The 11,768-nt window shown below is 70.1% G+C and carries 10 protein-coding genes and 1 tRNA gene; 7 read left to right on the plus strand and 4 right to left on the minus strand.

What is annotated here, in order from left to right; translation table 11 throughout:
* The first annotated feature begins 115 nt into the window (after positions 1–115).
* The 6 genes from OG538_RS23765 to OG538_RS23790 all read left to right on the plus strand — a co-directional run bounded on the left by OG538_RS23765 (position 116) and on the right by OG538_RS23790 (position 8,141).
* On the plus strand, positions 116–820 hold the full coding sequence (locus OG538_RS23765) for a FadR/GntR family transcriptional regulator (protein WP_406096726.1): 705 nt from the start codon (positions 116–118) through the stop codon (positions 818–820).
* 802 nt (positions 821–1,622) lie between these two features.
* On the plus strand, positions 1,623–2,951 hold the full coding sequence (locus OG538_RS23770; protein ID WP_406096728.1) for an ABC transporter substrate-binding protein: 1,329 nt from the start codon (positions 1,623–1,625) through the stop codon (positions 2,949–2,951).
* A gap of 376 nt (positions 2,952–3,327) precedes the next feature.
* Entirely contained in the window at positions 3,328–4,326 is a 999-nt protein-coding gene (locus tag OG538_RS23775) for a carbohydrate ABC transporter permease (protein WP_406096730.1), read from the plus strand.
* A 15-nt stretch (positions 4,327–4,341) separates the two neighbouring features.
* Complete coding sequence (locus OG538_RS23780) at positions 4,342–5,262, plus strand: carbohydrate ABC transporter permease (RefSeq protein WP_406096732.1); 921 nt, start codon at positions 4,342–4,344, stop codon at positions 5,260–5,262.
* Positions 5,263–5,391: 129 nt separating this feature from the next.
* Positions 5,392–6,852, plus strand: a complete 1,461-nt coding sequence (locus OG538_RS23785; RefSeq protein ID WP_406096734.1) for a GH1 family beta-glucosidase — start codon at positions 5,392–5,394, stop codon at positions 6,850–6,852.
* A 257-nt stretch (positions 6,853–7,109) separates the two neighbouring features.
* On the plus strand, positions 7,110–8,141 hold the full coding sequence (locus OG538_RS23790; protein ID WP_406096736.1) for a LacI family DNA-binding transcriptional regulator: 1,032 nt from the start codon (positions 7,110–7,112) through the stop codon (positions 8,139–8,141).
* Between the two features lie 305 nt (positions 8,142–8,446).
* Here the strand turns inward: OG538_RS23790 and OG538_RS23795 are convergent, their stop codons facing one another.
* Positions 8,447–9,082, minus strand: coding sequence for an MBL fold metallo-hydrolase (locus OG538_RS23795; RefSeq protein WP_406096738.1), 636 nt, complete (start codon positions 9,080–9,082; stop codon positions 8,447–8,449).
* Positions 9,083–9,237: 155 nt separating this feature from the next.
* Between OG538_RS23795 and OG538_RS23800 the strand changes: the two genes are divergently transcribed.
* Positions 9,238–9,672: a MarR family winged helix-turn-helix transcriptional regulator gene (locus OG538_RS23800; protein WP_406096740.1), complete on the plus strand. Its 435-nt coding sequence runs from the start codon at positions 9,238–9,240 to the stop codon at positions 9,670–9,672.
* 340 nt (positions 9,673–10,012) lie between these two features.
* Here OG538_RS23800 and OG538_RS23805 read toward each other — a convergent pair whose 3' ends face one another.
* The 3 genes from OG538_RS23805 to orn form a co-directional block, all read right to left on the minus strand.
* Positions 10,013–10,366, minus strand: a complete 354-nt coding sequence (locus tag OG538_RS23805; protein ID WP_406096742.1) for a VOC family protein — start codon at positions 10,364–10,366, stop codon at positions 10,013–10,015.
* Positions 10,367–10,967: 601 nt separating this feature from the next.
* A tRNA-His gene (locus OG538_RS23810) sits at positions 10,968–11,040 on the minus strand.
* Between the two features lie 125 nt (positions 11,041–11,165).
* The gene (orn, locus tag OG538_RS23815; protein WP_406096744.1) at positions 11,166–11,768 is read right to left on the minus strand and encodes an oligoribonuclease; all 603 of its coding nucleotides are present in this window, start codon (positions 11,766–11,768) and stop codon (positions 11,166–11,168) included.

An 11,768-nucleotide genomic window follows, 5' to 3' on the forward strand; every position in this document is an offset into this window, starting at 1 on the left:
CCGCGGCGGGGTGCCGATCGCTTCAGGCCCCGCCGCGGCAGCCGAGAAGAAGGAGACCGCGGTACGTCATGATCGGTACAGTAGCCAGAAACCAAGTCCTCAGACAACCTGACAGGTGAATCCCGTGTCCTCGCTCGGCCCGCTCCGCCCCAGCCCCCTGGTCGAACAGGCCACACGTCATCTGCGCGCGCAGATCACCGAGGGGAACTGGCCGGTCGGCACGAAGATCCCCGGCGAGACCACGCTCGCCAAGACGCTCGGCGTGGGCCGCTCCACCGTGCGCGAGGCGGTGCGCACGCTCGCCACGCTCGGCCTGCTCCAGTCCCGCCAGGGCGCCGGCGTCTTCGTCATCGCCGACCACGCGACGGAGGAGTGGCCGGTCAGGCTGCGTCGGGCCGCGGTCACCGACGTCTACGAGGTGCGGATGCTGATCGAGGTCCAGGCCGCCCGCCTCGCCGCGCAGCGCCGCACGGACGAGGACCTGACCGCCCTGGACGCGGCGCTCCGGGCCCGGCGGGCGGCGGGGGCCGAGCAGGATGACGCGGCGTTCGTGGACGCCGACATCGCCCTGCACCGGGCGGTCGTGACGGCCGCCCACAACCCCGTACTCATCGACCTCTTCGCCGAGTTCGCCCCGGCGCTGCGGCAGGCCCTGATCGACCTGGTGGACCTGCTCGGGCTGCGGCGCGGCGACCCCCACCACGGGGAGGCCCAGCACCGGGCGCTGGTCACCGCCGTGGTGGCGGGTGATGCGGAGTCCGCGGGGCGGACGGCCCAGGCGGAGTTGCAGCACACCTTGGACCGGCTGCGCGGGGCCTGAGGGCGCCGGTCGCCCCGGCCCGTCCGTGCGCGCGCCCTGAGCGGCCCCCGGCCCCGGCCCCCGGCGCCGCTGCCCTGCCTGTGCCCGTCCTGCCCTCGGCGCGCCCGTCCTGCCGGCCCTCGGCGTGCCCGGCCGTCCCACCCCCGTTCCACCCCGCATCGCGAGGCCCGACGCGTCCAGTCGGCCCGGCCCGGCCCGGCCGCCCGGGCCGCCCCGAGAGGGCGGCTTGTCCGGTTCCGCGGCTTCCGCGGGCCTCGTTCAGGTCACCGGACGGGTCGTCGTTTCGGCCACCGTCCGGCGCTCGACTTCGGGGAAAGAACACGGAGATGGCCTTGGACGCCCCCTGCGCGTGACGTCCCGTTCACCTTCCGGCGGGCCCGGTCGGCGGAATCGGGGGTGGCGGAGGGTGTTTCCGGGGGTTTCCGGAAAACCGGCGCGTTCGGGTCCGCTTCCCGGAGCTGACCGCGAGATCCACTACCAACAGGGCTCCCACCTGCGGGAATTCGGGAATCTGTCAATCCGCTTCCGATGGTGACGCGCTTTGGCAAGCCTTCGGCCGGACACGGTCTCGTGACTTGCAGGACACGCTCGCGCAACGGAAGCGTCTTCAACTCTTGACACCCACCCCTCCCAGGCAGCAACCTTCCGACATCGGCGCATGGGAGCGCTCCCACATCGCAGGAGGATTTCTCGTGCGAACGGCACTGCCCGTGTCCTCCCCCCTGAACCAACTGGCACCCGCACTCACCAGCGCGTATGCCACGCAGTGAGCCAGTCCCACCCTGGAACAAGGAGTAGTGGAATGCGTATCACCCGCACCGCCGCCGGTCGGAGCCGCAGAGTCGCGGTTCTGGCCACCACGGGCCTGACAGCCACGGCGCTGTTGCTGACCGGCTGCAGCAGCGACTCCGACTCGTCGGACGACACGTCCTCCGACGCGAACGGGAAGATCACGCTGACCGTCGCGGACTTCGGGCAGTTCGGCTACAAGGAAGCCGGCCTCTTCGCGAAGTACCACGAGCTGAACCCGAACATCACGGTGAAGGAAGACACCACCGCCGATGAGAAGGTCTACTACCCCAAGCTGCTCCAGCAGCTGAACTCGGGCAGCGGGCTGGCCGACGTCCAGGGCCTCGAGGTCGGGCGCATCAAGGAGCTCGCCGACACGAAGGCGGACCAGTTCGCCGACCTGAGCAAGGTCATCGACGTCAACGAGTTCGTGTCCTGGAAGGAGAAGCAGGCCACCACCAAGGACGGCAAGGTGATCGGCGCGGGCACCGACATCGGCCCGATGTCGCTCTGCTACAACACCGAGCTCTTCAAGAAGGCCGGCCTGCCGACCGACCGCAAGGAAGTCGCCGCGAAGATCGCCGGTGGCTGGGAGGACTACCTCAAGCTCGGTGAGGAGTACAAGAAGAAGGCGCCCAGCGGCACCTACTTCATGGACTCCGCCAGCGCCATGTACAACGCCGTCGTCAGCTCGAACGCGAAGCAGTACTACGACGAGAACGGCGAGGCGGTCTACAAGGACAGCCCCAGCGTCGAGCAGGGCTGGAACCTGGCGGCCGAGGCCGCGGACAAGAAGCTGACGCAGGGCCTCGCCCAGTTCAGCGACCCGTGGAAGGCCGCTCTGCGCAAGAGCACCATGGCCACCGTCGCCTGTCCCGCCTGGATGGCCGGTCAGATCTCGGTGAACGCCGGTGACGCCAACAAGGGCAAGTGGGACATCACCACCGCCCCGGGTGCGACCGCCGCCAACTGGGGTGGCTCCTTCCTCGGAGTCCCGAAGGCCGGCAAGCACGTCGAGGAGGCCGGCAAGCTCGTCAAGTGGCTGACCGCCCCCGAGCAGCAGGCCGCCGTCTTCAAGGCGATCGGCAGCTTCCCGTCCAACAAGGGCGCGTACGACCTGCCGGACGTGAAGACCGCCAAGCTCGCGTACTTCAACGACGCGCCGATCGGTCAGATCTACGCCGACGAGGCCAAGTCCATCCCCGAGACGATCCTCGGCCCGAAGGACGGCATCATCAAGGACACCATCTCCACCCAGATCAACAACATGGAGCAGCGCGGCACCAAGCCTGACGACGCGTGGAAGGCAGCGACCAACGCGATCGACAAGGCGATCGGCTGACGGTCGTAGCGGCGGGCGGCCCCCGGGCCGCCCGCACCTGCGTGTTCCCGCCCCCCTCACGGGGGCACGGGGCCGAGCAGGCCCGCGTGCCGTGGGCTTCCACGGGGGAGACCGGTAACCCGGCCGTTCCGCGGGAAGCCCGCCGCACGCGCCGCCCGTCCGGCCCCCGTCAGCTGCTGTAGTCCGACACCCGCCCGGCCCGGACGCCCGGTGCGCCGCTCGCCGCGTCGCCGAACTGCCCGCATGGCTACGCCTTGAGGTCACTCCGGCGCCTTGCGATCGACCGCACCGGCCGCCCCCCGAGCCGGTCCCGTCGGGAGTGGGACTGCAGCTTCCACCCGGGTAACCCAAGCAATCCAGGGAAGGAATATCGCCCGTGGCCACCTCGTCTCCCACCCGGGATGTATACGCCCCGCCGCCCCCCGGCTCCCAGCGGAAGCCGGTCAGCACCCGCCGGCAGGCATGGCGCAGCCGCCTCTGGCGGTTCGACGACAAGGCGTCCCCGTACGCCTACATCGCCCCGTTCTTCCTCGTCTTCGGCGCCTTCGGGCTCTACCCGCTGATCTACACCGGCTGGATCGCCCTGCACCGGGTGGAGATGACCGGCCTGGACCAGATGGAGTGGGTCGGCTGGGACAACTTCGACAAGATCCTGCACGACTCGGAGTTCTGGACCGCCGTCACCAACACCTTCCTGATCGGTGTCATGTCGACGGTCCCGCAGCTCCTCGTCGCGCTCGGTCTGGCGCACCTGCTGAACTACAAGCTGCGTGCCAGCACCTTCTGGCGGACGGTGATCCTCACCCCGTACGCCACCTCGGTGGCCTCCGCCGCCCTCGTCTTCGCCCTGGTCTTCCGGGCCGACGGCGGTCTGCTGAACTGGGCGCTGGAGTTCGTCGGCCTCGGCCACACCAACTGGGCCAACGGCCACTGGACGTCCAAGATCGCCATCTCCGTCATCGTGATCTGGCGCTGGACCGGCTACAACACCCTGATCTACCTCGCCGCGATGCAGGCAGTGCCGTCCGATCTGTACGAGGCCGCCTCGCTCGACGGCGCCTCGCGCTGGCAGCAGTTCCTGAAGGTGACCATTCCCTCGCTGCGGCCCACGATCCTGTTCACGATCGTCATCTCGACCATCGGCTCCATGCAGCTGTTCGGTGAGCCCCTGCTGCTGGAGGGCGGCACCCTCGGCGCGATCGGCGGCAACGAGAACCAGTACGAGACCCTCAGCATCTACCTCTACAACTACGGCTGGAACCTGGGGCATCTCGGTCCGGCCGCCGCAGTGGCCTGGGCGATGCTCGCCCTCCTGCTGATCATCGCCGCGGTCAACTGGCTCATCGGCCGCTTCGTACGCAAATCCGCGGTCTGACCGGGAGCGATATCCATGACCATCACCAGCCCCACCAAAGTCCCGGGCTCCGTCCTCCCGGCGCGCACCGCGCACCGCGCGCCGAAGCGTGCGAGCCGCTTCAAGCCCGGTGCCGGGCAGCAGCTGAAGGGCGGTCCGTTCGCCTACATAGCGCTGACCGTCGTCGGCATCGGCTCGCTGCTGCCGCTGTACTGGACCCTGGTGGCCGCGTCCCACACCCAGGACGAAGTACTGGCGTCCACCCCGCCGTTCCTGCCCGGCGACCGGTTGTTCCACAACCTCGACGCCGCCTGGAACCAGGCCCACCTGGGCAAGGCGATCCTCAACAGCTTCATCGTCTCCAGCTGCATCACGCTGGCGACGCTCTTCTTCTGCACCCTGGCCGGCTACGCCTTCGCCAAGATGCGCTTCCGCGGCCGCGGCGCGCTGATGACCGGAGTCATCGCCACCCTGACCATCCCGCCGCAGCTCAGCGTCGTCCCGCTGTTCATGATGATGTCCGACCTCGGCTGGAGCGGAAGCCTGGAGTCGGTGATCTTCCCGACCCTGGTCAGCGCGTTCGGCGTGTTCTTCATGCGGCAGTACCTGACCGAGGCGCTGCCGTACGAGCTGATCGAGGCCGCCAAGATCGACGGTGCGAGCAACTTCCGCATCGTGTGCAGCGTCGTGCTTCCGGTGGCCCGCCCCGCGATGATGGTGCTGGGCATGCTCACCTTCGTCCAGGCATGGAACGACTTCTTCTGGCCCTACCTCGCGCTGAACGCGGAGAACCCCACCCTTCAGGTGGCCCTCGGCCAGCTGAAGGCCTCCTACACCCCCGACGAGAGCATCGTGATGGCCGGCGGGCTGATCAGCACGCTGCCGCTGCTCGTGGTGTTCGTCATCTTCGGCAAGCAGATCGTCGGCGGGATCATGTCAGGCGCCGTCAAGGGCTGACGTTTCCCGCAGCCCCTCGCTACTTCCCGGAACTCCCGTACGGCCCGTACCTGACCGCGGGTTGTACGGGTTCCGGAGTTCCACCCCCCTTCACCGCCCCTGTCCGTCCACCCCTGGGAGCGCTCCCGCATGACTGCCGTACGACCCGACATCGCCCCGAAGCAGGCGCCCGAGGCAACGCAATTCCCGACGGGCTTCGTCTGGGGGGCGGCGACCGCCGCCTACCAGGTCGAGGGCGCCGCTGCCGAGGACGGCCGCACCCCCTCCATCTGGGACACCTTCAGCCGTACCCCGGGCAAGGTGCGCAACGGCGACACCGGCGACATCGCCGCCGACCACTACCACCGCTACCGCGACGACGTGGCGTTGATGAAGCAGCTGGGGCTGAAGGCGTACCGCTTCTCCATCTCCTGGTCCCGCGTGCAGCCCACCGGCCGCGGCCCCGCCGTCGAACGCGGTCTGGACTTCTACCGCAAGCTCGTCGACGAGCTGCTCGAAGCGGGCATCGCACCCGTCGCCACCCTCTACCACTGGGACCTGCCCCAGGAGCTGGAGGACGCCGGCGGCTGGCCCCAGCGGGGCACCACCGACCGGTTCGCCGACTACGCCGCGATCATGGCGGGCGCGCTCGGCGACCGGGTCGCGACCTGGACCACCTTCAACGAGCCGTGGTGCTCGGCCTTCCTCGGATACGGCTCCGGTGTGCACGCTCCCGGCCGCACCGAGCCCGCCTCCGCCCTGCGGGCGGCCCATCACCTCAACCTCGCCCATGGCCGGGCGATCGAGGTTCTGCGCGATCAACTCCCCGCTGGAGCGCAGACCTCGGTCACCCTCAACCTCCACCAGGTCCGCCCGCTGACCGCGAGCGCGGCCGACGCGGACGCCGCCCGCCGGATCGAGGCGGTCGGCAACCGGATCTTCACCGAGCCGATGCTGCGGGGCGAGTACCCCGAGGACCTGCTCGCCGACACCGCGCACCTGGTGGACTGGTCGAAGCTCGTCCAGGACGGCGACCTGGCCGCCATCTCGCGTCCGGTCGACATCCTGGGCATCAACTACTACACGCCGACGCTGGTCTCCACACCCGAGAAGGGTGAGGCGGGCAGTGGCAACGATGTCCACGGCTCCAGCGCGTTCTCCCCTTGGCCCGGTTCCGAGCACGTGGCCTTCCACCTCGCCGAGGGGAAGGCGCGGACCGCGATGGACTGGCCGATCGACCCCAACGGGCTCTACAACCTGCTGATGGACGTCACCCGCGACCACCCCGGCATGCCGCTGATGGTCACGGAGAACGGCGCCGCCTTCGACGACTACGTCTCGCCCGAGGGCCGGGTGGAGGACCCCGAGCGGATCGCCTACCTGCACGGCCACCTCGACGCCGTGCAGCGGGCGGTGGCCGACGGCGCGGACGTCCGTGGCTACTTCCTGTGGTCGCTGATGGACAACTTCGAGTGGGCCTACGGCTATTCGAAGCGCTTCGGCACGGTGTACGTCGACTACGCGTCCCAGCGCCGCATCCCCAAGGCGAGCGCCCACTGGTACTCCGATGTGATCCGCCGTCACGCGCTGCCGCCGGCGGACCTCTCCTGATCCTCGCGCCGCCCACCCCCTGAGACCCACCCCCTGAGACCCGGCCCCGTGCCGGGTCTCAGGCATGTCCGCGACCCCTTCCGCCGCCCGTACCCGGGACCTGCGCGAGCCGGTTGACCACGCGCGTAGAGTGGGAGCGCTCCCACGATGCGGGCCGGGGAGAGGCGGGCCGGTCCCGTCGAGTGTCAAGGGATCCCACACCAGGACTTGGTTTGGTTATCCGACTGTGAGAAATTGACCGCGAACGGGAGGCAGCCATGACGGCAGCGCGAGTACGGAGCGGGGGCCGGCCCACGCTCGAAGAGGTCGCGGCACGGGCGGGGGTGGGGCGCGGCACCGCCTCGCGGGTCATCAACGGTTCACCGCGGGTCAGCGCGCACACGCGCGAGGCGGTGGAGGCGGCCGTCGCCGAGCTCGGGTACGTACCCAACCGCGCGGCCCGCGCCCTGGCCGGGAACCGGACGGACGCCATCGCGCTCGTCGTGCCCGAGTCCGAGAGCCGCTTCTTCACGGAGCCCTACTTCTCCGACATCGTCCGCGGAGTGGGCGCCGCCCTCGCCGACACCGAGATGCAGCTGCTGCTGACTCTCGTCGGCAGCGACCGCGAACGCCGAAGACTGGCCCAGTACTTGACCGCCCACCGGGTGGACGGCGTGCTGCTGGTCTCCGTGCACGCCGACGACCCGCTGCCCGATCTGCTGGAACAGCTCGGCATGCCCGCCGTGATGAACGGCCGCAGGTCCGCCACCGAGCCGCTGCCCTCGGTCGACTCGGACAACTTCGAGGGCGCCCGCGGAGCGGTCGAGCACCTGGTCTCCCGAGGGCGCCGTTCCATCGCCACCATCACCGGGCGGCTGGACGTCTACGCCGCCCAGCGGCGCCTCGACGGCTACCGCAGGGCCCTGTCCGACGCCGGCCTCGAACCGGACGAGCGGCTGATCGCCCCCGCGGACTTCTCCGAGGAGGGCGGTGTCCGCGCCATGCGCGAACTGCTCGCCCGCCGCCCCGACGTGGACGCGGTCTTCGCCGCGTCCGACCTCATGGCCGCAGGTGCCCGTCAGGTGCTGCGCGAGGCCGGCCGGCGCATCCCGGAGGACGTGGCCCTCGTCGGCTTCGACGACTCCTCCGTGGCCCGGCACATGGACCCGGCGCTGACCAGCGTGCGCCAGCCGATCGAGGAGATGGGTCGTGCGATGACCCGGGTGCTCCTGGCGGAGATCGCGGGCGAGAACACCGAGCGCCCGCAGATCGTGCTGCCGACCGAACTGGTGGTCCGGGACTCCTCGTGAAGGGATGCACGGTCCTGACCGGCCACCGGCCGAGTCCGATTCCGTGACCGTCCGTCCCGCAGCCCGGGTGCCCGGCCGCGGGCCGGTCATCCGCTCCTCGTGACTGGCGATCAGGGCCATGGCCCGGCGGGCACGCCCCGAGCCGCACGCGCGTGACCGTGTCCGTGACCGCGGCCCCCGTGGCCGGGTCCGGGGCCCGGTGGGCGCCCGGGTGTCCTCGGTGCGCGCCCTATGGGGATGTCTGTCACCGTGCCTGATCGTGGCGAAGCGCGTGTGCGGCCGCCCCCTGTGCCGGTCACCGGTCCTCACAGGTCGATGTTCCGGCCGGGGGGAAGGAGGGTGAGCTCGATGCCGGTCAGGCCGGCCAGGATGGTTCGGGTCGAGGCCTGGCCCAGGTCGCTGAGCATGAGTTCGTGGATCTGGATCGCCTGGCGGGGCTCGACCGCGCGCAGGTAGTCGGCAGCCTCGCCCAGCTTGGTCCAGGGCCCGCTGGTGGGCAGCAGCAGCGTGGCCACGGGTGCCTCGGGCACGAAGTAGGCGTCGCCCGGGTGGAAGACCGCCTCGTCGATCAGGTAGCCGAGGTTGTCGACACAGGGGATGTCCGCGTGGATCGTGGCGTGACGTCCGCCGTGGACCGCGACGGTGAAGCCGGCGATGCCAAGGGTGTCCCCGGCCGCGAGGACCCGCACCCGCCCGGCGTGGCTGCCCAGTTTGTCGAGTACCGCTCGTGGTCCGAAGACGCGCAGTTCGGGATCGGCGTCGAGGGCGGATGCCAGCAGGGCGTGGTCGAAGTGGTCGAAGTGCTCATGGGTGATCAGGACGGCCGCGGCGCCGGCGACTGCGTCCTGTGTGTCGGGGGTGAGTGTTCCGGGGTCCAGCAGGATCCTGGATCCGTCCTTCTCCAGCGCGACGCAGGCGTGGGCGTACTTCGTCAGCTTCATGGGGTTCCGTTCATGGGTGGGGCGTTCATGCGGGAGAAGTATACAGTTTTCCTGTATTTATCGCGCGGGGTGACCGCCCGGCGGCGACCTCGTGGCGCCCCTTCGTCGCCAGCGAGGGCGTCGAGAGTAATGCAGTAAAACTGTATAATCGGTCCATGGTTGACCAAGATCGTTTGGCGGAGCGGCTGCGGACCTCCGTCGGGCGCTTCGTGCGCGCGACGCGCTCGCGGGCCGACGCCCTTCCGCCGCCCCTGGCCACGACCATGGGCCTGCTCGACCGCGAAGGCAGCGCCTCGACGGCCTACCTGGCGCAGCGGCGTGGCGTGCGTCACCAGAGCCAGAGCGGAACCGTGAAGGATCTGGAGGCCCGTGGCTTCATCGCCCGGCGCGAGGACCCGCAGGATCGCCGCGGCTTCCTGCTCACCCTCACCGAGCGGGGCCGCTCCGCCCTGGACTCGGACCGCAAGGCCAGGCGCGACTGGGTCGCCCAGGCGATGGAGGCGCTCCTGAGTCCGGACGAGCAGACCCAGCTCGACGCCCTGCCCCGGCTCCTGGACCGCCTGTCCGAGTACGACAGCGGTCGGGGATGATCCTGCGCGCGTGACGTCCGCCGAGGTCGAGGTCGAGCTCCCGACGGGCCCTCAGCCCGTGGCGGGTGCCACGTCGCCCCCGCAGTGATCGCGGAGTGGGTGGGTGGCGAGGGGGACGGACACCTCACGCCTGCCGGCGTGGGGTGAGCCCGGCCGCCGAGGTCACTCAGGGGCTCCTCCGGCGGGCCGCGGAAGGCACCCTGGTGCTCCTTGTGTTCCTGGTGTTCTTGGCGGGCCGCAGAAGGCGTAGCGGGACACGACGGTGCGAGCCCTGGGCGGAGGTTCGTGCTGCCACCACCCACTGGTCCGTCAGTGCGTCACCGTGCACGTGCGGGCGCGCTCAGGCGGGCTGCCACAGCTCGACCCTATTGCCCTCGGGATCGGTGACCCAGCCGAATCGACCCACACCCTCCATGTCCTGTACCTCCTCGGCCACGTCCGCTCCGCGGGCGCGCAGTTGCGCGAGCATCGCGTCGAGGTCGCGGACCCGGAAGTTGAGCATGGTCCGCTGGGTGGGGGACCCGAAGTAGTCGGTCCCGGACTCGAACGTCGCGAACACGGTCGGCCCGGCCGTCTGGTGCCAAAGGCCGTTCTCACCGGCGTCCAGCCCGAGGCAGTCGCGGTACCACGCGCTCAAGCCCGCGGGGTCGGCAGCCCGCAGGAAGTAGCCACCAATGCCCAGCACGCGTTCCATGCCGCCATCTTCGCAGGACGACAGGCGCGAGGTCCCGGCATCACACCAACACCCGCTGCGCAGCTGCGATCCCGCCGTTGCGATCCGCGCGTCCCCCTGGTTCCCCGATGACCCGTCAACGCTGCCCGGTGACGCGCAGACCGTCCTTCGACGCGCGCGGGGGCCGTGAGTCGACGGGACTCGCGCGCGCCCCTCGGTGCGCCTCTCCTCCGGTGAAGCAACGGCATCGGACCCGTGCCGCGCCGGGGAGGTCGCCGGCAGTCGTGCGGCGTCGCTGCGCGGTCCACGAGTGGCCGGCGACCGCAGGGGCTCACGGAACAGGGGGAGAGCCGGCGCACGTGCACCGCAGACAGGCGGAAGGGGTTCGCGACGGTGGCCGGCGTCACACTCCCGGTCCGGCGGTGAACGCCCTGAGGGGGAGGTGTGGATCCACCCCGCGTCGCCGGCCGTCCCGGATCCGCGGGTCGAGGGCCGCGAGGCGGTCGACACGGCGCCTGGCCCGGTCGGCAGGACATCGGACCGACTGGCCGCGGTCCGGTGAGTCCAGGGAACGAGAAAGCCCCTGACCTGCGATAAGCAGATCAGGGGCTTCCCTGAAGAGGGTGAGTAACGGGACTCGAACCCGCGACATCCTGGACCACAACCAGGTGCTCTACCATCTGAGCTATACCCACCATGTCCGGGCGTTTCCGACCGGCCGAGAAAAAGTGTACAGGGTCCGAGAGGGTGCTCGCGCCCTCATTGTTCAGCCGCCGATCCCGGCCCCCGGGAGGGCCGTGACCAGCGGCTTCACCAAGACCTAGGCCGAGGGCTTCGACAGGCGCGCGGCGATCGACTTCGCGCGCTCGGAGTCGGGCCCCGGCTGCGGGACGAAGACCGCCTCGCGGTAGTACCGCAGCTCCGTGATGGAGTCACGGATGTCGGCGAGCGCCCGGTGGTTGCCGTTCTTGTCCGGACTGTTGAAGTACGCCCTCGGGAACCAGCGGCGAGCCAGCTCCTTGACCGAGGAGACGTCGACGATCCGGTAGTGGAGGTAGCCCTCCAGCGACGGCATGTCCCGCGACAGGAAGCCGCGGTCCGTACCGACCGAGTTCCCGCAGAGCGGGGCCTTGCCGGGCTCCTTCACGTGCTCGCGGACATAGGCCAGGACCTTCTCCTCGGCGTCGGCCAGGGTGGTGCCCCCGGCCAGCTCGTCGAGCAGGCCCGAGGTGGTGTGCATCTGCCGCACCACCTCGGGCATGGTCTCCAGCGCCGCGTCCGGCGGGCGGATCACGATGTCCACCCCTTCGCCGAGCACGTTCAACTCCGAGTCGGTGACCAGTGCGGCCACCTCGATGAGTGCGTCTTCCGTCAACGAGAGCCCGGTCATCTCGCAGTCGATCCACACCATGCGGTCGTTCAT

Source organism: Streptomyces sp. NBC_01013 (genome assembly GCF_045162765.1).
GTDB lineage: Bacteria > Actinomycetota > Actinomycetes > Streptomycetales > Streptomycetaceae > Streptomyces.

What these genes read in the sequence shown, in the direction of transcription:
- OG538_RS23785 (WP_406096734.1), top strand. Translation starts at nt 5,392, where the DNA reads ATGACTGCCGTACGACCCGACATCGCCCCGAAGCAGGCGCCCGAGGCA.
- OG538_RS23790 (WP_406096736.1), top strand. Translation starts at nt 7,110, where the DNA reads ATGACGGCAGCGCGAGTACGGAGCGGGGGCCGGCCCACGCTCGAAGAG.
- OG538_RS23780 (WP_406096732.1), top strand. Translation starts at nt 4,342, where the DNA reads ATGACCATCACCAGCCCCACCAAAGTCCCGGGCTCCGTCCTCCCGGCG.
- OG538_RS23805 (WP_406096742.1), bottom strand. Translation starts at nt 10,366, where the DNA reads ATGGAACGCGTGCTGGGCATTGGTGGCTACTTCCTGCGGGCTGCCGAC.
- OG538_RS23800 (WP_406096740.1), top strand. Translation starts at nt 9,238, where the DNA reads ATGGTTGACCAAGATCGTTTGGCGGAGCGGCTGCGGACCTCCGTCGGG.
- orn (WP_406096744.1), bottom strand. Translation starts at nt 11,768, where the DNA reads ATGAACGACCGCATGGTGTGGATCGACTGCGAGATGACCGGGCTCTCG.
- OG538_RS23770 (WP_406096728.1), top strand. Translation starts at nt 1,623, where the DNA reads ATGCGTATCACCCGCACCGCCGCCGGTCGGAGCCGCAGAGTCGCGGTT.
- OG538_RS23795 (WP_406096738.1), bottom strand. Translation starts at nt 9,082, where the DNA reads ATGAAGCTGACGAAGTACGCCCACGCCTGCGTCGCGCTGGAGAAGGAC.